Source organism: Asticcacaulis sp. AND118 (assembly GCF_020535245.1).
Lineage (GTDB): Bacteria > Pseudomonadota > Alphaproteobacteria > Caulobacterales > Caulobacteraceae > Asticcacaulis.
This window is the reverse complement of sequence record NZ_CP084910.1, coordinates 903,415-926,660: the sequence shown is the minus strand read 5'-3', so window position 1 is coordinate 926,660 and position 23,246 is coordinate 903,415. Positions and strand designations below refer to the sequence as shown.

23 protein-coding genes are annotated in these 23,246 nt (G+C 62.1%); 5 read left to right on the top strand and 18 right to left on the bottom strand.

Annotated elements, in window-relative coordinates; genetic code table 11:
• Nucleotides 1–28 precede the first annotated feature (28 nt).
• From rpsG to LH365_RS04430, 8 genes are all read right to left on the bottom strand, one after another.
• Entirely contained in the window at nucleotides 29–502 is a 474-nt protein-coding gene (gene rpsG, locus LH365_RS04465; RefSeq protein WP_226744991.1) for a 30S ribosomal protein S7, read from the bottom strand.
• Nucleotides 503–514: 12 nt separating this feature from the next.
• Nucleotides 515–886: a 30S ribosomal protein S12 gene (rpsL, locus tag LH365_RS04460; RefSeq protein ID WP_107874102.1), complete on the bottom strand. Its 372-nt coding sequence runs from the start codon at nucleotides 884–886 to the stop codon at nucleotides 515–517.
• Between the two features lie 274 nt (nucleotides 887–1,160).
• On the bottom strand, nucleotides 1,161–2,561 hold the full coding sequence (locus LH365_RS04455; RefSeq protein WP_226744990.1) for a globin-coupled sensor protein: 1,401 nt from the start codon (nucleotides 2,559–2,561) through the stop codon (nucleotides 1,161–1,163).
• Between the two features lie 157 nt (nucleotides 2,562–2,718).
• Entirely contained in the window at nucleotides 2,719–4,290 is a 1,572-nt protein-coding gene (locus tag LH365_RS04450; protein WP_226744989.1) for an alpha-amylase family glycosyl hydrolase, read from the bottom strand.
• An 86-nt stretch (nucleotides 4,291–4,376) separates the two neighbouring features.
• Nucleotides 4,377–4,640 (bottom strand): hypothetical protein, encoded by a 264-nt coding sequence (locus LH365_RS04445; RefSeq protein WP_226744988.1) that lies wholly within the window; start codon nucleotides 4,638–4,640, stop codon nucleotides 4,377–4,379.
• 245 nt (nucleotides 4,641–4,885) lie between these two features.
• On the bottom strand, nucleotides 4,886–6,277 hold the full coding sequence (locus LH365_RS04440; RefSeq protein WP_226744987.1) for an aspartate aminotransferase family protein: 1,392 nt from the start codon (nucleotides 6,275–6,277) through the stop codon (nucleotides 4,886–4,888).
• 263 nt (nucleotides 6,278–6,540) lie between these two features.
• Nucleotides 6,541–7,293, bottom strand: a complete 753-nt coding sequence (locus LH365_RS04435) for a gamma-glutamyl-gamma-aminobutyrate hydrolase family protein (RefSeq protein ID WP_226744986.1) — start codon at nucleotides 7,291–7,293, stop codon at nucleotides 6,541–6,543.
• Between the two features lie 19 nt (nucleotides 7,294–7,312).
• Nucleotides 7,313–8,146 (bottom strand): hypothetical protein, encoded by an 834-nt coding sequence (locus LH365_RS04430; RefSeq protein WP_226744985.1) that lies wholly within the window; start codon nucleotides 8,144–8,146, stop codon nucleotides 7,313–7,315.
• 92 nt (nucleotides 8,147–8,238) lie between these two features.
• Between LH365_RS04430 and LH365_RS04425 the strand changes: the two genes are divergently transcribed.
• The gene (locus tag LH365_RS04425; protein WP_370639745.1) at nucleotides 8,239–9,111 is read left to right on the top strand and encodes a 50S ribosomal protein L11 methyltransferase; all 873 of its coding nucleotides are present in this window, start codon (nucleotides 8,239–8,241) and stop codon (nucleotides 9,109–9,111) included.
• On the opposite strand, the gene moaC is transcribed toward LH365_RS04425, so the two are convergent.
• From moaC to LH365_RS04410, 3 genes are read right to left on the bottom strand one after another with little or no spacing between them, the layout of a single operon-like run.
• Nucleotides 9,108–9,584 (bottom strand): cyclic pyranopterin monophosphate synthase MoaC, encoded by a 477-nt coding sequence (gene moaC, locus LH365_RS04420; RefSeq protein ID WP_226744983.1) that lies wholly within the window; start codon nucleotides 9,582–9,584, stop codon nucleotides 9,108–9,110. The two genes, LH365_RS04425 and moaC, sit on opposite strands and share 4 nt — an antisense overlap.
• On the bottom strand, nucleotides 9,581–10,042 hold the full coding sequence (locus tag LH365_RS04415; protein WP_226744982.1) for a molybdenum cofactor biosynthesis protein MoaE: 462 nt from the start codon (nucleotides 10,040–10,042) through the stop codon (nucleotides 9,581–9,583). Before LH365_RS04415 ends, moaC begins: the two co-directional genes overlap by 4 nt.
• 3 nt (nucleotides 10,043–10,045) lie before the next feature.
• Complete coding sequence (locus LH365_RS04410; RefSeq protein WP_226744981.1) at nucleotides 10,046–10,297, bottom strand: MoaD/ThiS family protein; 252 nt, start codon at nucleotides 10,295–10,297, stop codon at nucleotides 10,046–10,048.
• Nucleotides 10,298–10,474: 177 nt separating this feature from the next.
• Here LH365_RS04410 and LH365_RS04405 point away from each other — a divergent pair, with 177 nt between their 5' ends.
• Nucleotides 10,475–11,668 carry a polysaccharide biosynthesis protein gene (locus LH365_RS04405; protein ID WP_226744980.1) on the top strand — a complete coding sequence of 398 codons (1,194 nt, stop codon included), beginning with the start codon at nucleotides 10,475–10,477 and terminating at the stop codon, nucleotides 11,666–11,668.
• Between the two features lie 184 nt (nucleotides 11,669–11,852).
• Here LH365_RS04405 and cydX read toward each other — a convergent pair whose 3' ends face one another.
• The 3 genes from cydX to LH365_RS04390 all read right to left on the bottom strand — a co-directional run bounded on the left by cydX (nucleotide 11,853) and on the right by LH365_RS04390 (nucleotide 14,950).
• On the bottom strand, nucleotides 11,853–11,975 hold the full coding sequence (cydX, locus tag LH365_RS04400) for a cytochrome bd-I oxidase subunit CydX (RefSeq protein WP_226744979.1): 123 nt from the start codon (nucleotides 11,973–11,975) through the stop codon (nucleotides 11,853–11,855).
• A gap of 79 nt (nucleotides 11,976–12,054) precedes the next feature.
• Complete coding sequence (cydB, locus tag LH365_RS04395) at nucleotides 12,055–13,215, bottom strand: cytochrome d ubiquinol oxidase subunit II (protein WP_226744978.1); 1,161 nt, start codon at nucleotides 13,213–13,215, stop codon at nucleotides 12,055–12,057.
• A gap of 145 nt (nucleotides 13,216–13,360) precedes the next feature.
• Nucleotides 13,361–14,950 carry a cytochrome ubiquinol oxidase subunit I gene (locus tag LH365_RS04390; RefSeq protein ID WP_226744977.1) on the bottom strand — a complete coding sequence of 530 codons (1,590 nt, stop codon included), beginning with the start codon at nucleotides 14,948–14,950 and terminating at the stop codon, nucleotides 13,361–13,363.
• Between the two features lie 272 nt (nucleotides 14,951–15,222).
• On the opposite strand from LH365_RS04390, the gene LH365_RS04385 reads away from it, so the two are divergent.
• The 3 genes from LH365_RS04385 to LH365_RS04375 are packed head-to-tail and all read left to right on the top strand — an operon-like array spanning nucleotide 15,223 to nucleotide 19,349.
• Entirely contained in the window at nucleotides 15,223–16,890 is a 1,668-nt protein-coding gene (locus tag LH365_RS04385) for an ABC transporter ATP-binding protein/permease (RefSeq protein ID WP_226744976.1), read from the top strand.
• Complete coding sequence (locus tag LH365_RS04380) at nucleotides 16,887–18,476, top strand: ATP-binding cassette domain-containing protein (protein ID WP_226744975.1); 1,590 nt, start codon at nucleotides 16,887–16,889, stop codon at nucleotides 18,474–18,476. Before LH365_RS04385 ends, LH365_RS04380 begins: the two co-directional genes overlap by 4 nt.
• Before the next feature lie 15 nt (nucleotides 18,477–18,491).
• Nucleotides 18,492–19,349, top strand: coding sequence for an isoaspartyl peptidase/L-asparaginase family protein (locus LH365_RS04375; protein WP_226744974.1), 858 nt, complete (start codon nucleotides 18,492–18,494; stop codon nucleotides 19,347–19,349).
• Here LH365_RS04375 and LH365_RS04370 read toward each other — a convergent pair.
• From LH365_RS04370 to LH365_RS04355, 4 genes are all read right to left on the bottom strand, one after another.
• Nucleotides 19,346–20,599, bottom strand: a complete 1,254-nt coding sequence (locus LH365_RS04370; RefSeq protein ID WP_226744973.1) for a pentapeptide repeat-containing protein — start codon at nucleotides 20,597–20,599, stop codon at nucleotides 19,346–19,348. The two genes, LH365_RS04375 and LH365_RS04370, sit on opposite strands and share 4 nt — an antisense overlap.
• Nucleotides 20,600–20,656: 57 nt before the next feature.
• Complete coding sequence (locus LH365_RS04365; RefSeq protein ID WP_226744972.1) at nucleotides 20,657–21,550, bottom strand: DUF559 domain-containing protein; 894 nt, start codon at nucleotides 21,548–21,550, stop codon at nucleotides 20,657–20,659.
• A gap of 112 nt (nucleotides 21,551–21,662) precedes the next feature.
• On the bottom strand, nucleotides 21,663–22,379 hold the full coding sequence (gene gpmA, locus LH365_RS04360; RefSeq protein WP_226744971.1) for a 2,3-diphosphoglycerate-dependent phosphoglycerate mutase: 717 nt from the start codon (nucleotides 22,377–22,379) through the stop codon (nucleotides 21,663–21,665).
• Nucleotides 22,380–22,421: 42 nt separating this feature from the next.
• Nucleotides 22,422–23,204 (bottom strand): MOSC domain-containing protein, encoded by a 783-nt coding sequence (locus tag LH365_RS04355; RefSeq protein ID WP_226744970.1) that lies wholly within the window; start codon nucleotides 23,202–23,204, stop codon nucleotides 22,422–22,424.
• Nucleotides 23,205–23,246: the final 42 nt, after the last annotated feature.

Genomic DNA, 23,246 nt, shown 5'->3' with positions numbered 1-23,246 from the left:
TGTGCTGGTTATTGCCAGCGCCAAAGCCTTACCAACGATAGTGAGCGAACGCGCGGTTGGCTTCGGCCATCTTGTGCGTGTCTTCGCGCTTCTTGACCGCGGTACCGCGGTTGTTGGAAGCGTCCAGCAGCTCGCCGGCCAGCTTTTCCGTCATGGTGTTCTCACCACGCTTGCGCGCGGCGTTGACCAGCCAGCGGATAGCCAAAGCGCGACGACGGTCCGGGCGGACTTCGACGGGCACCTGATAGGTGGCGCCGCCGACGCGACGCGAACGGACTTCGATGGAGGGGGCGACATTGTCGAGGGCCGCGTGGAAGGTCTCGACCGCAGTCGCTTCCTTCTTCTTGGCTTCGAGGATGTCGAAGGCGCCGTAAACGATGTTTTCGGCGACGGCCTTCTTACCTTCGTACATGACGTAGTTCATGAACTTGGTGACAACCAGATCCCCGAACTTGGGATCGGGCAGAACTTCACGCTTCTCTGCGCGGTGACGACGGGACATGGGTCTCTATCCTTACTTCGGACGCTTCGCACCGTAGTGCGAACGGCGCTGCTTACGGTTCTTGACGCCTTGCGTGTCGAGCACGCCGCGCAGGATGTGGTAACGGACACCCGGAAGGTCCTTCACGCGGCCGCCGCGGATCAGAACCACGGAGTGTTCCTGAAGGTTGTGGCCGACGCCGGGGATGTAGCACACCGATTCGATGCCCGAGGTCAGACGGACCTTGGCGACCTTACGCAGAGCCGAGTTCGGCTTCTTCGGCGTGGTGGTGTAGACGCGCGTGCAAACGCCGCGACGCTGGGGCGAGCCCTTCAGGGCCGGCACCTTGTTGCGCTTGGCGGGGGCCTTGCGCGGCTTACGGATAAGCTGGTTAATCGTGGGCATAGAAATCTCTGTGCTTGATGGAGGCCTGTGCCGTTTGGCCGGGCGACCTCGGTTGGGTATAATGCCTTCGGTAAGGCTTCAGATACGACAAACACAAAAGCCGCAACCCGCGCTTTGGGGGTTACGGCGGGCACACAGGCCCTTGTATCGATCGGTCTGAGAACGGACCAATAGCGGTCCAGCCTCAAAAAAGATTGGGCGGCTATATAGGACAGCGTCCGGTGGGTCAAGCGGGATTCCGTTCGGGACCTCGGTGAGAGCCGTGCGGGCTCGGTCACGCCCGCTGACGGCGCTCTGCTCCCCGATAGTCGCCTTCCTCGGCGTTGCGGCGGTCGAGCGGGCCGTTGCGCAGGGCGACGAAGAAGGCACGCACCTCCTCGGCCAGTTGCCCGGCCTGCGCATTAAGCGAGTCCGAAGATTCACGCACCAGATCCGATGTCCCCGCTGTATGGGCAATGGCCTGCGTCACCGAGACAATATTGCCGGACAGGGCCTGCGCCCCGGAGGAGGCCCGCGCGATGCTGCGCGAAATTTCCTGCGTCGCCGCGCCTTGCTCTTCCGCCGTCGCGGCGATGACCGTCGTGATCTGCTCGACCTCGGACATCGAATCCGAGATCTTTTCGATGGCGTTCACGGCGTTGCGCGTCGCCGCCTGAATTTCGTTGATCTGGCGCGAGATGTCATCGGTGGCGCGCGCCGTCTGGGTGGCCAGCGTCTTGACCTCGGAGGCGACGACCGCGAAGCCGCGGCCCGCCTCGCCGGCGCGGGCGGCCTCGATCGTGGCGTTGAGCGCCAGCAGATTGGTCTGCGAAGCGATGTCGCTGATCAGGTTGACCACCTCGCCGATCTGACGTGCGGATTCGAGCAGGTTGTTGATGTCGGCGCGCGAGGCGTCCATCAGGCGCACCGTGCCGGAGATCGAGTGCGCGGCATTGGAAATCTGCGAAGAAACCTCATTGATCGATTTCGACAATTCTTCGGTAGCCGAAGCCACCGAAGAAACGCTTTCCGCTGTCTCATGCGACGATTCCAGGACTATACGCGCATTTTCACTGGCGCCCCCAACGACTCCGCTCATATCGTCAGCCGCCGACTTCAGGTCACCCCCGGCGTCGCGCACCTTATCGAGAATGGCGAAGGCCGCCGTCTGAAAGCCGGAAATGGCGTTTTCCGTCTGCTCGGTCTGGCGTTTGCGCTCTTCCAGCAGAATGGTCTGATAGGTCGAGATGGCCAGATCCAGGTCGAGCAAAATAGCTTTGTTAACCGCTGAAATCTGCGTCTGAGCCTTGTTGGCGGAGAAGCGGTTGCGCTCAAGGATTATACCGATCAGTTCGTTGAGCACGAAGCGATAGGCGCCGATATACCAACGTGGTTCCAACCCGATGCGATGGTGCGCCGATCCGATTTTCTGGGTTTCCGCCAGATAGGTTTCATCGAACGCGCCGGCAAATATGCGTTCCCAATGACGGTACTGTGCATTTTCCAGCGCAGACTGACGATCACCGGCCATGGCCTTCAGATGAGGGTAACGGAACAGGTGGGTATAAAAGCGGCTCAGTATCTCCGGCAGCCGGGGAGAAATAACCGGCCAGAGCGCCCGTAGCGTTGTCCGGTCAGCGGGCATGATCTGGGCGAATTCAAGCCGTTGATGAAGTTCGGTTTGAATGTCGGTCATTACGCGTGTCCTGCTACGATGGGTTGTAGCGAAGATTTGCACTCGAAACGGTTAATGAAATCTGAAGTAACACGGATACGCGACATAAGGCCGCAGTCACATTTTTGGCATCGACATACCGTCACCCGTCTGACTGCGGCCTTCAGGAAAGGAACGGCTATTGCACGTAAGCCGCCACCCCTTTAGGCGGAAGGATCAAACGCAGCGCCCCGTCCTGGGCCGTCAGTTGCGCCGGCGCGCCGAGATCAACGGCCGAGGTCCATACCCCCTCACCTTTCGTATCGACGGTCTGCACGGATGCCGACAGGTTGATGACGATCAGCGCCTTTCTGCCGTCTTTCTGGCGGGTAAAGACCAGAGTCTGATCGCCTGCCTTCGATAACAACGCGAAAGCCCCGTCGGCCAATACCGGATGCGCCTGCCGGGCCAGATACAGCGCACGATAATATTCCAGAAGACTGCCGCTCTCGCCGGTTTGCGCGGCGACCGTATGGGTGGCCGCATTGGTGGCATAGGGGCGATAGGGTTTAGCCGCGGTAGTGAAGCCGTGGCCGGTGGATTGATCCCAACTCATCGGCGCACGCAGCCCCGGATCGTCGTACTTGCCGTTATTGCCCATGCCGATTTCTTCGCCGTAATAGGAGAAGGGCGTGTCGGAAGCCAGCACCGACACCGCCGCCGCCACGCGGTAGCTTCCCGCATCGAGGTCGTTGATCAGACGGTCGCCGACATAGGAATCATGGCTTTGCAGGACCAGCGGCATCAGCGGCCGCTTCTCGGAGGCCAACTGTGCCGCCAGCTTTTCCGACAGTCTGCCGTCGCGGGCGCTGGATTTGATTTCCTTCTGCGTACCAAAGGCAAAGGAATTGGTGCAGGCCTCCCCCGCATAGAATGCCGGCTGTTCCGAGGCTTCGCAGATCAGGTAACGGTTGGGATAGGATTTGACGACCGCATTGACCTGCTTCAACACCTCGATGTTTTCGGGCTGATCCATGTAGGCGGTCGGGCCGTTTTCGACCAGCATGGTCACGGCGTCGATGCGGAACCCGTCCACGCCCTTGTTCAGCCAGAAGCGGAAATTGTCGGCGTGATAGTCGACAACTTTCTGGTTCTTGAGGTTGAAGTCAGGCATCTGATCGTCGAACAGGCCATAGAAATAGCCCTTACCCACTTTATTCTGCCGCCACGGCCCCCAGGAAAAGCCCTGCCACTTGGGGTCCTGATCGGCGAAGATGTACCAGTCGCGATAGGCCGAGTGTTTCGATTTCGCCGCATTGAGGAAGATCGGATTGTCATTGGCCGAATGGTTCATGACGTAATCGATGATGACGCCGATGCCGCGCTTGTGCGCTTCGGCCAGAAAGCGCTCAAAATCAGCCATCGTGCCATAGGCCGGATTGACGGCGCGATAATCGCTCACCGCATAGCCGTGATCCTTGTCCGCCGCCGGGTGCATGGGCATCAACCAGATACCGGTGATCCCAAGGCTTTGCAGATAGTCGAGACGCGAGGTCAGGCCGTTGAAATCGCCGATGCCGTCGCCGTCGGAGTCCTGATACGAGCGGACGAAAATCTCCATGAAGGTGGCGCTGCGGTTCCAGTTGGCCGGCAGACCATTGTCGCGGGGGTGGGCCGCGACCGTCGAAACGTCGATCTTCGATTGCGCCTGCGCACCACCGACCATTAGCGCGCACAGCAAGGCCGCGCTCAAAAGCGGTTTCAAAACCATTCTGCATCTCCCTGTTTTTTGACAGGGAAGCACAGGCCGTCATCCGGCAAAAGAGACCGGCCGGATGAATACGTATTCGATGGAAATTAGCTGCGGCCGCTCAGGCTGCCGGGTTCTTCGACCACGCGCGGACTCTCGGAATCGCTCTTGATGTAGCGCTCATTGGCCAATCCCTTACCGTTCGGCGTTTTAGGGTTCAGGCGCGCGTCCTTGGTTTCGGTTTCTTCGCCGTAGGGTTCGCCCGGCTTACCGTTTTTTTGGCCGTTCTTCGGTCGTTCGCGCGAGAAATGCTCGCGGACATCCGTGTCTTCGGCCGTTTTCGAGTCGTCGGTCTTTTGCGGGGCGGTCATGCGAAATCCTCTCTACGCAGCCACGGGACAGTCACAAGCGAGCCGAGTCAAAACGGCCCGGTCTGAGCCGGGGGAAACTCAGGCCGGGCCGCTTGTTTTGCACTTCGCTTTTACAGCGCCCATGCAAAGTTCGGGTTTGCTCGTTTCATGCTTTTACACTCTAAGCCGCGGCGTATCAAAAGGCGCTTAGAGAGCCGTCACTGTGACGTAAGAAAGCGATCAGGCCGGGACTTTATTCGCTTTGTTTACAGGGCCCGCAGGACCGGCTCAGCCTCGTTCAGCGACGCTTCGAGAATATCGACGATGCGGTCGATCTCCGCCCCGGTGATGATCAGCGGCGGGCACATGACGATGGTATCGCGGATACCCCGCACCATCAGGCCGTTTTTGATGCAGATGTCGCGCACCACCGGCCCGGCATGGCCTTCGGCGCCCTTGAAGCGTTTGTTGGTGCCCTTTTCGGCAACGATTTCCACCGCCCCCAGAAGGCCGATAGACCGCGCCTCGCCCACCAGAGGATGCGCGTCGAGACGCTTCAGCGCCTTCGCCAGATAGGGGCCGGTCACTTCGCGCGTGCGCTCGATCAGGCCTTCGCGCTCGATGATGCCGATATTGGCCAGGGCCACCGCACAGGCCGCCGGGTGGCCCGAATAGGTGTAGCCGTGCACGAAGTCGCCACCGGTCTTCAGCACATCGACGATGGGCGACGATACCCCGACCGCCGAAATCGGCAGATAGCCCGAAGACAGACCCTTGGCCATGGCGATGATGTCCGGCTTCACGCCATAGTGCTGATGGCCGAACCATTGCCCCAGACGACCGAAGCCGCAGATCACCTCGTCGCAGATAAGCAGGATGCCGTACTTGCGGCACAGGGCCTCGACCTTGGGCCAATAGCTCTCCGGCGGGATGACCACGCCGCCCGCGCCCTGCACCGGTTCGCCGATAAAGGCCGCGACCTTATCCGGTCCGACGCTGAGGATGCGATCCTCGATATCCTTCACGCAAGCCTCGGCAAAAGCCTCCGGGTCTTCACCAAAGCCCTCGCCGAAAAGGTAGGGCTGGCGCACGTGCTCGATGCCGGGAATGGGCAGGCCGCCTTGCGCGTGCATGAAGGTCATGCCGCCGAGCGACGCCCCCGCGACGGTCGAACCGTGATAGGCGTTACGGCGCGAGATAAAGACCTGACGCTCCGGCTCCCCCTTCAGCGTCCAGTAGTGCCGCACCAGACGAAACACCGTGTCATTGGCTTCGGAGCCCGACGAGTTGAAAAAGACGTGCTTAAGATCCGGATTGCCGACGACCATCTTCTCGGCGATCTTGGCCGCCAAACGCACGGCGGGCGCCGTCGCCGTTTTGAAGAAGGTATTGTAATAGGGCAATTCCAGCATCTGCCTGTAGGCCGCTTCGGCCAGTTCCGTGCGCCCGTAGCCGACATTGACGCACCACAAACCCGCCATGCCGTCCAGAAGCGAATTACCATCTATATCCGTGATCACACAGCCATCGGCATGGGTGATAATGCGACTGCCGCCCAGTTGCTCCAGCAGCGCATAGTCGGCCTGCGCCGGCAAATGGTGCGCCAGATCGAGCGCCTTCAGTTCGGCGGATTCGTTGTTCTTGAGCGGAAGGTTCATGGCAGGCGCTCCGTGACGGGATGGTTTCAGGACACTATAGCCCCGCCCTTCCGAAAGCGGAATGGCCAAATCACGGCAGCGGCAAAATGTGATCACAAAATTACCTGCGTCGCTGGCAGGAAGGCTTTAACCACGGGAAACATAGAAAGAACGGACTTCCTTGCAGTCGGCTATCGCGCGAAGCGCTTTAATTATGTGTGCCCTTCAGCACCACAGCTCAACACACTCGGATTTCCGTGCTTTCGGTGCTTTCCGTGGTTAAATCAAATCTCATGTCCGCGCACCGCCGCGCCCAGCAAGTGGAAAAACGCCTGCCGATCCGGATAGGCTTCGGTCTGCCATTCGGGATGCCACTGCACCCCCAGCACCTGCGCGCCACCGATATTGGCGCTGAAGGCTTCGACCACGCCGTCCGGCGCGACGGCTTCAACGCTCAGTCCGTCGGCCAGCCGGTCGATGCCCTGATAATGGACCGAATTGACGATCAACGCTTCGCCGCCGACCGCCCGCGCCAGCACACCCTCCGGCGTCAGCGCCACGTCGTGAACGTGCTCGAACATTCCGGCAAATCCGACATCCGCCGGCGCATGGTGATCCAGCCGGTTCGACCCTACAGGCGCGACCCCAAGATCGCGGCGCAGCGTCCCGCCCAGCGCGACATTGATCTCCTGAAAACCGCGGCAGATGCCGAAGACCGGTTTGCCCATCAAGGTCAGGCACTCGATCAGGGCGAAGGATACCTCGTCGCGCCCGGCGTCGAACGGTCCCTCGCCTTCGCTCTGGCCATAACGATGCGGCTCGATATTGGACGGCGATCCGGTCAACAAAAGCCCGTCCAGTCGCGAGGCGACGGAACGGGCATCGAAGAAACCGGTAATGGCGGGAATAAGGACGGCGGAGCATTGGCCGTAGGTCATGGCGGCGCGGACATATCTGTCCATCACCGCCTGCGCCATCTCGACCCCGAAGTCGCGATGGCAGCAGCTTATGCCGATGACCGGCGGGGCTTCCCGCATCAGCCGCTCCGCCCTCGACCTATTTGCGGCCGAACAGCCAGTCGAAGAAGCCGCGCTTCCTGACCTGGGTCTGGGCCTTCTTGACCTCTTCCTGAAGCTTGTGGGCCTCGGTCTGGGCCGCGGTTTGCGCCTTGGCGACGGCCTCTTCGACCGCCTCCCTGGCCTCATTCAGCACCGGCCTGGCCTTTTCGACGGCCTCGTCCAGCTTTTCCCTAGCAACGGCGGCGACCTCTTCGGCCTTGTTCACCGCTTCCTCGATCTTCGGCTTGGCGGCTTCAACGGCGTTATCGAGCCTGGCCTTGGCCTGCTCGACCACCGGCTTGGCGGCTTCGGCGGCGTCTTCCAGCTTTTCCTTGGCTACAGCCGCAGCGACGCTGGCCGTCTTGGCGGCCTTGTCCAGGGCCGGCTTGGCGCGCTTGACGGCCTTGTCGATCTCGCCTTGCGCGGCCTCGACGGCCTTGGTCGCACGGGTGCGGGCCTTGGTCACCTTGGGCTCGACCGCGGCTACGGTCTTGGCGGCGCGCGTCGTGGTGCGGGTAGCCTTCTTGACTTCGGCTTCGACAGCCTTCTCGGCCTTTTCGACCCTGGCCTTGGCGACCTTCGCTGCCTTTTCGATCTGGGCGGTCGCCGCCTTGGTAGCCGCCTCTGCCTTCTTGGTCACGACGGCAGCGGTCTTCGCGGCCTTCCTGGCGGTCGCGTCAGCCGCCTTGACGGTTTTTTCGGTGGCGACCTTGACGGTCTTCTCAGCGGTCGCCTTGACCGCCGGCGCCTTGCGCGCGATCGTCTTCTTCACACCGGCATCCGCCGGAATCTCCGCCGCCTTAACCGTCTTGGTCTTTTTTTCCGTCGCCATAGCCTACTTTCCCGTTGGCGTAAGGGCCCCCTTACGCGTAAAAGCCGTTTAAATGTCTTTCGTCATATCGAATCGTACGATCCGCAAAGCTTATAATGACTTATAATCCACAACAAATCATCGCAAAAGGCCCTCGTCAGGTGGCGGAAACCGCCGCCGAAGCCATCGATGGCGACGCCTGGCTCGAAGGCGCGACCTATTCCATCCTCGAAGAGGACGAAGACCGTAATATCTGGCGTATCGACGCCTTCCCGACCACCGAGGAAGAAGATCAGCGTTTACAGGAGCTTCTGGCCGAATATCCGGAACTGATCGTCACAGCGGACACGTTGGCCGACGCCGACTGGCTGGCCATGGCCTTGTCGGGCCTGCCGCCGGTGCGGGCGGGACGCTTCTTCGTCTACGGCATTCACGATCGCGGCAAAAAACCTCTGAACGCGGTCAATCTGCGTATCGAAGCCGGCGCCGCCTTCGGTACGGGCCACCACGGCACCACGGTCGGCTGCCTCTGGGCCTATAACGACCTGCTGAAGAAAAACCGTTACGAGCGCGTACTGGATGTCGGGGCGGGCACGGGCGTGCTGACCATCGCCGCCGCCAAGACCGGCACCAAATACGCCGTCGGCACCGATATCGACGCCATCAGCGTGCGTATCTCCAACGAAAACGCCAGGCTGAATTCGGCCGCGGCGCGCTTCGTCTGGGCCAACGGCCTGAACCACAAGGACGTGCGCAAGGATGCGCCGTACGATCTGGTCTTCGCCAATATCCTGGCGCGTCCGCTGGTCGGCCTGTCGCAATCGATCAAGACGGCGCTCAAGCCCGGCGGCACGGTCATCCTGTCGGGGCTGCTGCGTACGCAGGAGCGCTTCGTCAAGGCCGCCTACCTGTCCAAGGGCTTCCGCGTCGTGCGCCGCATCCATCGCGATGCCTGGTGCACGCTCGTGATGCAACGCGGCGGTTAGTAACCGAAGTCCGCTTTACCGCCGGCCTTGGCCACCACCTCGATGCCGTCGATACGCATGGTCTTGTCGACGGCCTTGAGCATATCATAGAGGGTCAGGACCGCTACCGACACGGCGGTCAGGGCCTCCATCTCCACGCCTGTCTGCCCCGATGTTTTCACCTCGGCGCTGAGACGAAAACCCGGCAGGGCCTCATCCATCACGATGTCGATCCCGACCTTGGACAGACTCAACGGGTGACACAGCGGGATCAGGTCCGCCGTCTTCTTGGCGGCCATGATGCCCGCGATTTCCGCCGTAGCGATCACCGCACCCTTGGGCGCCTTGCCGTTACGGACGATAGCTAGGGTTTCCGGCGCGCAGATCAGCCGGCCTTCGGCGCGCGCCTTACGCGCCGTCACCGTCTTGGCGCCGACATCGACCATGTGCGCGCGGCCATCGGCCCCGATGTGCGACAGACTGTTTTCGCTCATTTTTCCCACCGTTTCAGATCGTTGGCATCCTTCGCCGTCGGCTCGATCCAGCGCTCGAACCCGGCCCCCACTTCGCGCTTCCACAGCGCGGCTTCGGACTTGAGCCGGTCCATCAAATAATCCGCCGCCTCGAATGCCGCGCGCCGGTGCGCCGAAGCCGTCGCCACGAAGACAATCTCTTCCTCCGACCGCACCTCGCCGCAGCGATGCGCCACCAGCACGGCCTGCACGTCGAAACGCGCCGCCGCATCGGCGGCAATAGCGTTCAGGCTCTGCTCGGTCATGCCGGGATACCAGTCCAGATACAGATGCGACACCGCACCCTCTTTGGTCTCGCCGCGCACCCGACCTGAAAAGGTCACGAGGGCACCCGCTCCGCGATTGGCCGCAACGAAGCGCCCATAAAGCGACTCACCGTTCAACGCTTCGGGCAACAACAGGGTTTCCACAGAGGTCATCGCCTATCCTCCCGAAAAAACCGGGAAAAAGGCCACCTCATCGCCATCCACCAGGACACGGTCACGAGTTTCGAGCGTCTGATTGACGCTCATCAGCACGCGCGCCATATCCAGCGCTTCAGCGGCAAAGGCTTGCCCCAGAACGGAATCCCGCAGGGTAAACAGGCCGGCCTGCGTATCAGGAACATCAAGCACGCACTGACGCTTGCCCATCGCATCGGCCACCTTGCCAAAAAAGAGAACTGTGACTTTCATCGCGCCATGAGCGAAAACTGTTGAGGAAATCCAATGCGTCCGAAAATTACCTTATTCCTTTTCGAGAAAAAGCTGTAAATTGCGAGCGCGATGTTCCGATGTCGCCATGCACGCACGACGCGGGGGGTGTCAATGCCTGTATCTCTTCTTCCCTTCCGGGACCGGTACTAAGTTCGAATGGCCATACTCAATTATCGTATTCTGCGGTTTCTGGCCAAGTCCGGCATGATGGGGCGGAGGAACGTGCAATTATCGCTCGCCGATCCCAACGACCAGATCTCCTATAAGTCGCTGCTGCACCGGCCGCAGGTTCATCTCGATCATGAAGCGCTGAACGCCTTCTATGCCGGAAAGCGCGTTCTGATCACCGGCGGCGGCGGTTCCATCGGCTCGGAGATCGCGCGTCAGGCCCTGCGCCTCGGTGCATCACACGTCACCCTGATCGACCATTCGGAACTGGCGCTCTACGACGTCGAGCAATCGCTGAAACTGGAATTCGACAAGCCGCCGGTCAAGTTGATCCTGTGTTCCATCCGCCGCAAGGCACGCCTCGAAGCGATCTTCGTCGCCGAAAAGCCCGACGTCATCTTCCACGCCGCCGCGCTCAAACACGTGCCGATGGTCGAGATCAATCCGTCCGAAGGCGTGCTGACCAATGTCATGGGCACACAATACGTCATCGACGCGGCTCAGGCGGCCAATGTGCAGCAACTGGTGCTGATCTCGTCGGACAAGGCGGTGGCCCCGGCTTCGATGATGGGCGCAACCAAGCGTCTGGCCGAACATCTGATCTCATCCCAGATGGGTCATCTTAATCAGGCCTGCGTCGTGCGTTTCGGTAATGTGCTGGGCTCCACGGGCTCGGTCGTGCCGCTGTTCCGCGCCCAGATCGAGCGCGGCGGGCCGATCACGCTCACCGATCCCAAGGTCGAACGCTTCTTCATGACCATCTTTGAGGCCGTGCAACTGGTCATGACGGCGGCCATGCACAATGCGACCAAGCTGTCCGAAAAATCGAGCCTCTACATCCTCGAAATGGGCACGCCGATCCGCATCTACGATCTGGCCAAGCGCATGATCGAAATGTACGGGCTCAAGGTCGACAAGGATATCAAGATCGTCCTGACCGGTCTGCGCGACGGCGAAAAGATCACAGAGGCCCTGCTCGACGACAACGAAATCCGCGCGCCGCTGCTGCCCGGCATCTTCAAGGTCGTCAACCAGCACATGGACCTGCACCTGCCCCCGGCCCTGATGAGCGAGTTGTTTACCCTGGCCGAACGCGGCGAGGATGAGATCGTGAAGGCGCAGGTCTTTCATTTCGTGAAGACCCTTCGCGACTACCCGGCGCTGGAACCGGAAGGCGTTTAACATTTGCGGGCAGGCTAAAACCCGGTCATACACGGCGAACGGGACGAACTGGCGTCGCTGGCCAGCTACGATTACTTCACCGGCCTGTCCGAACGGAAACGGCGGCAGCGCAAAGCGCCACCGCCGCCTCTGAGCTGGAAAGTTCAATGACGCCCCTGCTGCGGCTCCTGAACGATCTGCCTATCTATTCCTTGTACGGATCTTCGGCGTCAGGATCGTCGGTGGTCAGGAATTCGAACCAGATGCCGTTCAGAATCCCGAAGGTGACCGCGAGGCCAAGGCCCAGAACCCAGGTAAAATACCACATTTTACAACTCCTTGCCTGACATGGTCAGGCTCAAAAAGGAAGGGAGCGCATGAGGGAAACCGGGGTTTCCCTCATGATCTTAGTAGAGATCGGGGTTTGTTTTCAGCGCCTTCACCTCGATCCGCCCGAACAGAACCTTGTACACCCATGCGGTGTAGAGCAGGACGATCGGCAGGAAAACCACCGTCACCACCAGCATGGTGAACAGGGTCGAGTGCGAGCTGGAGGCGTTCCACACCAGAAGGCTGGAATGGACATCAACCGTCGACGGCAGGATGACCGGGAACATCGACAAACCGACGCTGCCGATAATGCCCAGTACCGCGACCGATGACCCGATGAAGGCCCACGGATCGGCCTTGGTTTTCAGACCCAGCAGGGCCAGAGCCGTACCGACAAAGCCCAGCACCGGTGCGGCAATCATCCACGGATACTGACCGTAGTTGAGCAACCACGCGCCCGCTTCCCTGACCACTTCCGCATTACGCGGGTTGGATGGGCCGTCAGCGGCGACATCGCCTACAACCTTGAAGCCCAGATCGCCCACGGCAAGGTAGAGACCGCCCAGCGCGTAGAGCACGATCACCGCAATGCCGGCGAAGATGCCATACCTGATGGCGCGGTCACGCAGTTCACCTTTTTCGATCTTCAGCGACACCCAGGTTGCGCCTTGCAGCAGCAGCATGGCGACCGAAGCCAGACCGCAGAGAAGGGTGAAGGGGCTGAACAGGCCGAGCAGACCGCCGAGGAACTGATCGTGATAGGTGATGCGCAGGTCGCTATCGAGGCTGAACGGCGCACCCTGAAGCACATTGCCGACCGCCACGCCGAAGACCAGCGCCGGGACGAAGCCACCCACGAACAGCGCCCAGTCCCAGTTACGGCGCCAAGCCTTGCCCGGCTTCTTCGAGCGATACTTGAAGCCGACGGGACGCAGGATCAGTGCCGACAGCACGAGGAACATGGCCAGATAAAAGCCGGAAAAGCTCACCGCATAGACGAAAGGCCAGGCGGCGAAGATTGCCCCGCCACCGAGGATGAGCCACACCTGATTGCCTTCCCAGGTAGCAGAGACGGTGTTGATCACCGCGCGGCGCTCGTCATCGGTCCTGGCGACGAAAGGCAGCGAGGCAAGCGTGCCCAGCGCATAGCCGTCCATGATGGCGAAGCCGATCAGCAGCACGCCCATAAGCAGCCACCAGATCACCCGCAACGTCATATAGTCGAGAGGTAGTTCCATAATTATTCTCCAATGCGTTCAAGCGCTCGAAACCCTTGCATGAATAACAATCTGATTTTCAGATTGTCCGGGGCTTACCTCGCATAAGCTCGGGCGGGCGCTTGCCCTTGCCGGACCGCCAAAAGCGGTCCGGAGTCATGCGCCTTTACTCGGCAGGTCCGGTGAGACCACCGGCTTCCAGCGGGCTGGCCTCTTCGGCGTCCTGCATGCGGCCGAACCTGGACGCATAGGGACCTTTTTTGATGGTTTTGATCAGCAGCCCGACCTCGATGACCGCCAAAGTGCCGTACAGCAGGGTAAAGCCGATGATGGTCACCCATATCTGGCCGACGCTCAGGCTCGACGCCCCCATGAAGGTGGGCAGCACGCCTTCGACGGCCCAGGGCTGACGCCCGATTTCGGCCAGTATCCAGCCGGCTTCGATGGCGATCCACGGCAGAGGTATGGCCAGCACGCACAGACGCAGGAACCAGCGGGTGTGCTCCACCTTGCGCAGGGACACCAGCACGAAGGCCAGAGCAAACAGGCCGATCATGGCAAAGCCGATCGCAGCCATCAGGCGGAAGACCCAGAACATCACCGGGACGTTGGGTATGGTGTCGAGCGCGGCCTTCTGGATGAGGGCGGCGTCGGCGGTGCGCGGGTCGGAAACATAGCGCTTCAGCAGGTAACCGTAGCCGAGGTCGCGCTTGTGCGCTTCGAACTGCGCGCGGGCGGCCAGATCGTTTTGATCGACCTTGAGCTTTTCCACCGCGTCATAGGCGATAATGCCCGACTGAATACGATGCTCGGCGGTTTCGACCAGTTCGAGAATGCCGATAACCGGGCGGTCCAGCGAACGGGTGGAGATCAGTCCCAATACGTAGGGCACCTTGATTTCCATGTCCGTGTGCCGGGTTTCTACATTCGGTATACCGAACAGGGTGAGTCCGGCCGGCGCGGGCTCGGTTTCCCACATGGCTTCGAGCGCCGCCAGCTTCATCTTCTGATTATCGGTCAGGGCATAGCCCGACTCGTCGCCCAGAACGACGACCGACAGCGAAGAGGCCAGACCGAAGGCCGCGGCTACCGCCATCGAGCGTTTGGCGACCGACACCCACTTGCCCTTGAGCAGATAGAGGGCCGAGACGCCCAGCACGAAGACGGCGGCGCAGACATAGCCGGCCGACACGGTGTGAACGAACTTGGCCTGAGCCACCGGGTTGAACAGAACGGCCATGAAATCGGTGACTTCCATGCGCATGGTCGCTGGATTGAAATCCGAACCGACCGGGTTCTGCATCCAGCCGTTGGCGATCAGAATCCACAGGGCCGACAGGTTGGTGCCCAACGCCACGAGGAAGGTCACCATCAGGTGCCCCACGCGCGACAGCTTGTCCCAGCCGAAGAACATCAGGCCGACAAAGGTGGCTTCGAGGAAGAAGGCCATCAGACCTTCGATGGCCAGCGGGGCGCCGAAGATGTCGCCTACGAAGTGTGAATAGTAGGACCAGTTGGTTCCGAACTGGAATTCCATGGTCAGGCCCGTGGCCACGCCCAGCACGAAGTTGATGCCGAACAGCGTGCCCCAGAACCGGGTGATGGTGCGCCATATTTCGCGCCGCGTCAGAACATAGACGCTTTCCATGATGACCAGCATGAAGGAAAGGCCAAGCGTGAGCGGGACGAACAGAAAGTGATACAGCGCCGTCAAGGCGAACTGCCACCTTGATAGATCGACCGTCATCATATCCATTGAGATATATCCCTCGGGTTATTGGGGTTTTTAGATCGCAGCCCAACTGCGGCAAGGTGCAGCAGGTGAGTGGAAATTTGCCCCTTGGTGTCCGAAATGCGCTACTAGGAACCCATTCCGGCTTACTTGTACAAACACAACTAAGCTGGGCCCGCTTATACGCCCCGCCCCTGAAACGCCTATCGCACCAAATGTCGCACCCCCGTCCCCAGCCTTCAGAGACCCCGTTAGATACCTTGGGGGATGCCGCCCACATCGCGGAAAAGACTCGCGTGAAGGTCGTGCGTCAGAAGTTGAAACTATGGGCCGTCGCCGCCAAAACACAAGTCACACTTGTGCGACAATTGGAGATTTGTGCGGTGGTTTGCGCCACCGGGTTCGCCGCCGCGCTGGCCCTCATCCTGCAGGATGTCCGGGCGGGGCGCACCCCGTGGGGCGGCCTTATACTGCTGATCCTCAGCCTGAGTGTACGCGGTATTATTTCTTATTATAATCAGATTACTAGCCTGAAATCGGCGCGAATCATTATTGAAAATCGGCGCCTGTCCCTGCTGCGTAAGGCCCTGTCCGGTCGCGGTATCGGCGGGGCACAGATGGGCCGCATGAACGCGATGTTCGAGCATACGGAAGCGCTGGAAGGCTATTATGCGCGCTTCGTCCCGGCGCGACAGGCGACCGCCCTGACGCCGCTTCTCGTCACCGCCGCCATCGCCGTGGCTTCGCCCTTTGCGGCGGCGATCATCCTGTTCACCCTGTGTCCCTTTGTCACACTGATGGCCTTGTCCGGCATGGCGACGGCGGCAGAGGCCCGCCGGCAGCTCGATTCCCTGACGCGCCTGTCCGGCCTGTTCGCCGATCGCCTGCGCCACCTACCGTTGATCCGCGCCTTCGACAATGAAGAGGCGCAGGCCGCCAAGGTGCGCCGCGCGGCGAGCGACGTATCGGAGCGCACGCTTTCCGTCTTACGCATGGCGTTCAGCGGCTCGGCGATACTGGAGTTTTTCGCGGCCCTTTCGGTGGCGCTGATCGCCGTCTATTGCGGTTTCGCCCTGCTGGGCCTCCTGCCCTTCCCGGTGCCCGGTTTCCTCGACTTCAATACCGGCCTGTTCGGTAGTCCTGCCTTCGCTGGTGACGCCTTCGCTCCGGCCTTTTTTGCGCTGGCGCTGGCCCCGGAAGTCTATTTTCCCTTGCGCCGCCTCAGCGCCGCCTATCACGAGGAACAGCAGGCGCGGGCCGCCGCCGAAGCCCTGATCGAACTGGAAACCCGGCTGGAAACGCCGGAAACAAAGTGTCTGATTTTCAATACCGCCCCGGCCCTGCGCTTCACCGACGTCACCGCCATGTTTGCCGACGATGCGACGCCGGTCTTTGCGCCGGTCAGCTTCACCGCAGATGGTGGCTCTATCATCGCCCTACGTGGCGAAACAGGTTCGGGCAAGTCGACCCTGCTGCGTCTGCTGCTGGGCGCCAGTGGCGATGTGCAGGCACATGGCGAGATCGAGATCGGCGGTGAGGTTCTGACGCCCGCGCACGATCTGTCGCCCGGCATGGCCTGGATGTCGCAGCATACGCCGATCCTGCCCGGCACACTGGCCGACAATCTGCGTCTGTCGCACCCTCAGGCCAGCGACACAGAATTGGAGAGTATCATCGCCCTGACCGGGCTCGGCGATCTGGTGGCCGCGCGTGGGCTCGATGCGGTTCTGGACGAACGCGGTTCGGGCCTGTCCGGTGGCGAGCGGCGGCGCATCGGTCTGGCGCGCACCCTGCTCAAGCCCGCGCCCCTTTTGCTGCTCGATGAGCCGACCGCCGACCTTGATGCCGCGTCCGAAGCCGCCATCGCCGCCGCCATCCGCCGCGCAGCCAGGGGCCGCACGGTAATCATGGCCACCCATTCCGACGCGCTGGCTGCCATCGCCACTCAGGAGGTGCGGCTGTGAGCGCGTTCAAGACCTATTTCGCCGATCTCAAACGCCGTCATCGCACGCAACTGACCGTCGCCGCCATCTGCGCGGCCGGTGTATCGATCGCCGCGACCACCCTGCTCGGCCTGTCGGGCTGGTTCCTCGCGGGAGCCGCCATTGCCGGGGCAGCCGGCGGCGCGGTGATGATGGCCTTCAACTACCTGTTACCCTCGGCGGCCATTCGCGGACTGGCCATCGCCCGCACCGCCATGCGCTATTTCGAGCGCCTTAGCGCTCACACGGCAGCCTTGCGCGCGCTCGCCGAATTGCGCCCGTGGCTGTTCGAGCGAGTGAGTCGTTCCGGCCTCAATCTCAGCCGGGGCGAGACCTCGGCGCGGCTGGTGCAGGACGTGGGACAACTCGAAAACGCGCTGGTGGCGCAGAGCAACTGGGCGTCGGCTTTGGGCGGGCTGATGGCCGCTCTGGTCCTGTCCCTGCTGCTGTCGCCTCTGGCCACGCTTATTGCCGCAGCGGGCATAGGCGCGCTGATCATCTGGTCGCGCCGTATCGCGCCCTCACAAGCCACCGGACTGGCTGAACTGGGTGCGCTGAAACAGAGTGTGCACGAAACCCTGCCCTTCCTGCCCGACATCGCCGCCTATCGCTTGTCGGAGCGTTTTATCGACCGGCTGGCGGCGCAGGAGGCCGCCCTGCGCGTCGCGCGTGAAGCCCAGGCGCGCAGCGAATCCCTGCCTGCTCTGTTCAACCTGACCGTTATGGCCGCGACTCTGGCCCTGATCGTCGCCACCCATCTGCGCGCCGATATGCCGATGCTGGCGCTGGGTCTGCTGGTGACCACCGTCGCCTTCGAATCGACCGGGCCGCTGCTCAAGGCCATGGCGCAGAAGCGGCTGTTCGACGAAGCCGAAAGCCGTGTCGCCGAACTGGGCGACTTGCCGCAAGAAACGCCGCCCTCACGCCACGGTTCGGTGTTGCGCTATCGCGGGCAGGATTACGTCCTCAATGGGCAGACGCGTCTGCGGGTCAGCGGGGGTTCGGGGACGGGAAAGACGCGCCTGATCGAGGCGTTGATGGGCCTGCGCCCGGTGACCGACGCGCCGGGGCTCGACGGTCTTCCCGCCACAACCTTCAGTCTGTCGCCGCAGGATGCGCCCGTGCTCAACGGCACGATCGGCGACAACCTGCTGATGGCCCTGTCGCCCCGGGAGATCGCCGCCTCGACGCCCGACGTCCTGACCGCGCAGGTATGGGCGGCGCTCGAAGCCGCGCAGTTGAAAGCCCGCGTCGCCGCCATGCCCAAGGGCCTGCACCAATGGATCGGCGACGGCGGCGTGACGCTGTCGGGCGGCGAGCGTAAACGCCTCAATCTGGCGCGCGCGTTATTGCGCAAGGCGGATGTGCTGGTGCTGGATGAGCCGACCGAGGGACTGGATGCCGCTACCGAAGCCGCCGTCATAGCCGCCATCGCCGCGCATCTGGACCGCACCGGTCAGGGCCTGATCCTCGTCAGCCACCGTCCGGGTCCGAGACGGCTGGCCACTGACACGTTGGAGGTGGGCTTTCTTTCTGCCCCCGCATCCCCTACAACCGCCGCCGGTTAAAGACGGAGTCCTCCCATGATCGCATTCGCCCTGCATGGCGGCGCGGGCGCCAAGGCCGGCCGCGACTACGGCCTTGAGATCACCCACATGAAAGGGCTGGCCAAGATCGCACGCCACAGCCTGATGAACGGCGCACGCGCGCTGGACGTGGTGACCGAAACCGTGCGTTCGCTCGAAGACTCCGGCCTCTACGTCGCCGGTAAGGGTGCGTCGCCCAATGCCGCCGGCGTGTACGAACTGGACGCCAGCCTGATGAGCGGTTCGGATCGCCGCGCCGGGGCCGTGGCGGCGCTGGCCGGCTACAAGAACCCTGTCGACGTCGCCCGCGCGGTAATGGAAAAGACCCCGCACGTCATGCTGGCCGGCAATGGCGCACGACAATTCGCCGAAGCGCAGGGCTTCGAAACGGTCGCCGACGACTATTTCACCCGCGCTGGAGCCTTCGAATCCAACTATCCGCCGGGCACGCTGGCCCACGGTACGGTCGGCTGCGTCTGCCTCGATTCCCACGGCGATCTGGCGGCGGCGACCTCGACAGCGGGCGTGTTCGGCAAGCTGCCCGGCCGCGTCGGCGACACGCCGGTCATCGGCGCCGGCACCTGGGCCGATGAAAACGCCGCCATTTCCTGCACTGGTCAGGGTGAGTATTTCCTGCGCGTTCAGGCGGCGGCACAGGTGGCTTTCCGCATCGGCGCGGGTCAGGGCCCCTTCGAAAGCGCCGGTCTGGTGCTGGGGCAGATCGCCAGTATGGGCGGCGAGGGCGGCCTGATCCTTGTCACCCGCGCGGGTGAGGTTCACGCCCCCTTCCGTTCGGCAGGCATGAAACGCGCCTGGTTCAGCGGCGACGGGGATATCGTCTCGGAAGCGTTTTAAGCGGCTATTTTGCCCTTAAGCCCAACGCAGACGACGTTGACGAGGCTTTCCAGCGTCATCTGCGCCTTGTCGAGATCGGAGCGCGACAGATCGGCGCCATCGAGACGCGCCTGACGCAGATCGGCGCGTTGCAGATTGGCCCCGCGGATGCGCGCCTGCCGCAGGTCCGCCGGGAACAGCCGGTCGCCGGCCAGTTTCAGCGGCCCGATATTGGCGCCTTCGAGGTTAGCCCCATCCATGCGCACACCCACCATCTGCGCGCCGCGCAGGTCGGCCCCGCTGAGGTCGCAATTCCGCAGATCCGCACCTTCGAGGTGCGCCCCCTGAAGCTGGATGCCGCGCATATCGAGGCCGTAGAAGATCGCGCCCTTGGCCGACAGGGCCGCCAGATTGAGCCCCTTGATCGATTTCAAACCCCGCAGATCGGCCTTGTCGAACAGGGACGGCTTGCCCGCCTGCCCCAAGCTCTCGACCCATTCGGCATGGTCGCGGATCATTTCGCCATAGGGCAGACGGCTGACATCCGTACCAGCGGCCTTTTCGGTCAGCACGCCGGTCAGATTGGCCTGGGAGGCGTTCCACATCTCAGTCTTGGTGCCGATCATCACGGCGTCTTTCAGCGACGCGCCTGTGATGTCGCAGCCGGACATGTCAGCGCCCGACAGGTCGCAATTATCCATGATCGCCTGTTTCAGGTTGGCGCGGACCAGCTTGCACGATTTGAGGATGGCGTCGGTAAAGTCAGCCTTCATGGCCTGAATGCCCGATAGCTTGGAGCGCTCCAGATTGGCCCCGCGCAAATTGGTGAAACCGGCATCCGATATGCGCGCCGACACCTCGACATAGGCCAGACCCGACGCCTTGTCCGGCAGGGCCAGGGCCCCTTCGCGCAGATCGGCCTCGAACAGATCGACGTCGGACAGGTTGGCTCCGCGCAGACACGCCCCGCGCAGATCCGTCCGGCGTAGCGAGGCGCGGCTGAGATTGGCCATCTGCATATCGACGCAGTAAAGGTTCGACTGATCGAGCAGCGCGCCCGACAAATCGGTCCCGACCATGATGGCGGCGGTGAAATCGGCGTCGCGCAGGTCGCGGTTGCGCAGGTCCAGCCCCGACACATCCATCCACGCGAAAACGGCCCGCGCGCCGCCCGGCTTCATGGCCTTGAGGCGTTCATGCTTCTGGCAGATCGCATCCACTTGGGCCTGGGTCAGGCGGGTGTAGCGTGACTGTCCGGAGGTGGCGCTCATGCGCGGAGGCGGACCTTTCGATTAAATCTTCTGGTTAACGTATGCCAAAAGCCTAAATCAGGGCTTAACCGGCAGATTTTTCACGAAGTCTTCGATCAGGACGGAGGCTTCTGCAGCCATCAGCCCGGCTTCGACGGTGACCCCGCCTTCTGTCATGCGGGCAGTGCCGATGTGCGCAGCATAGGGCGACGGGTCGTCACAGGCGAAGACGACGCGGCTAACCCCGGCCTCGACCAGTCGCTGCGAACAGGACAGGCCGCCGTGCGAACGCTCTGCGCACGGCTCCAGCGTGACGTAGGCCGTGGCCCCTTCGGCGCGATTGCCCAACAGGGCCAGAGCGGCCTCTTCGGCATGGGGCCGCCCTCCGTCGCCGGTAGCGGCTTCGGCAATCACGATGTCGTCCTTGACGATGACACAGCCCACAGGAGGATTGGGGACGGTACGGCCCAGTTGCCTCCGCGCCAGTTCAACGGCGCGGGCCATGTGGGCAGTGTCTCTACCTTCGTCCCTCGCCCTTGCGGGGAGAGGGTGGCCCGAAGGGCCGGGTGAGGGGGAGCCCGACGGATAAAACTGGAACTCGCGCGACACCACAGACTCGGTAATGCGTCCGTCAATGATGGCGCTCAACGTCTCCAACACAGTGTCCATATCGTTCAGCACGTCCGCATAAGAGAACCGCGCCACGGACCAGCCTTCACTGATCATGAAGGCGTTACGGGTTTCATCGAGCGAAGAGTCGATATGCTGAGAGCCGTCGATTTCGACGACTAGTCGCCTTTCCCATGAGGCAAAGTCGGTAAAATACGGACCAATCGGCTCCTGACGTCGAAATTTCACGCCGTGAAACTGGCGATTTTTCAACCTGAGCCACAACCGCCCCTCGGCGGTATTATCGACCTGTCGCAAGCCACGCGCGCGGGAAATCTGCGACGGTGAGCGTCTTGAAACCATTTCCCCCTCACCCGGCGCTTCGCGCCACCCTCTCCCTTGAGGGAGAGGGAAAAAGAAAAGCCCCCTCTCCCTTGAGGGAGAGGGCCGGGGTGAGGGGGAGAAACACCGTCGTTTAAGCCTGCAACACCGGCACCGGATTGGCGCGGGCGGCATCGAGATACTTGGCGGAAACCGGCTTCAACGCCGCGTCCAGATCGATGACCAGCGGGTTCGAGGTCGGCACTTCGACTTCCAGAATCTCCGCCTCGCCCAGATTGAACAGCAGTTTGATGATAGCGCGGATCGAATTGCCGTGCGCCGCCACCAGCACCGTATCACCGGCCTTCAGCGAAGGTACAATCGACCCGTCCCAGAACGGCAGCACGCGGTCGAGCGTCGTCTTCAGGCTTTCGGTCAGCGGCAGCACGGAACCGGCATAGCGGCGATCCTTCGAGAAATCATAAGCGCTATCGGCGGCCAGATCGGGCGGCGGCACGTCGTACGAACGGCGCCATACCTTGACCTGATCGTCGCCGTGCAACGCCGCCGTTTCGGCCTTGTCCAGACCGGTCAGGCCGCCGTAGTGGCGCTCGTTCAGACGCCAGTCCTTGATCACCGGCACATAGGACTGACCCGCGGCGTCCAGCGCCAGATTGCAGGTGCGGATAGCGCGCGTCAGCACGGACGTAAAGGCGCGGTCGATCTCAATGCCTTCGGCCTTGAGCAACTCACCGCCCTTGACCGCCTGCGCCTCGCCTTCGGCGGTCAGGTTGACGTCCACCCAGCCGGTGAAGCGGTTTTCAAGGTTCCACTGGCTTTGGCCGTGGCGGAGAAGAATGAGTTTGGGCATCCGGGCACCTTTAAAAACATAAAGAATGCTCCTGCTATAGGATCAGGTCACCTGCGGGTCAACAGCGTCACCTTCGCGGATCAGGCCCGGCGACACCACGCGGCAATAGAGGCCGCAGTCGCGATGACCATAGTGCGCCCACAGGGCCTGAACAATCTCGACATCGCGCTCGGCCGTGTCCGGATTCACATGGGTCGCGACGCAGCGCACGATGGGCTTGAGCACCTCCAGCACCGGCCCGTGATCGCCGATACGGATGTGCTTGCCGACCCAAGCGTGATCCTCGAACGCCGCCCAGCCCTCGACCCAGATATTGGCGCGCAACCGCAGCGGATCGAGGTTGCGGCCAAGCCGTTCGCCTAAATCGCGCAGAGATTCCAGATTGAGGATCGACACAAATCCCTTAGACGAATCCGTGAAGCGGTAATGATCGACGGCGCCTTCGCGGATATCGAGCAAGCGCAGCGGCTGAGCGACCGGATCGTAATCTTCATGCGCCGCAAGAAAGGTCTCGACATGACGCTCCAGCGCATGACGACCCATATCGAAAGCGCGTTCTTCGATATAAAGGCGCTCATTGATCTCATCGTAACGGGTCCGCAACCGCGCTACGGCAGGATAACGCGCCAGCACGGCGTACTTCATCTTGGACAGGAATTTCGGGTCTTCGCGGTCGTAACCCGACCGCCCGACCTCCAGCGCGAACAGCCGGTCGAAGGGAAAGAAGCCATCGACCGTCAGGCACGTCTCGGCCACCCGTTCGGGCGTGAAACCCTTGACGGGGTACCGCCAGAGAGAGTCAATCTTACCGTTGGTCGGCTGCATCCGAACTCCTTCGTATCGGGGCAGGGTCCGCGACCCTGCACA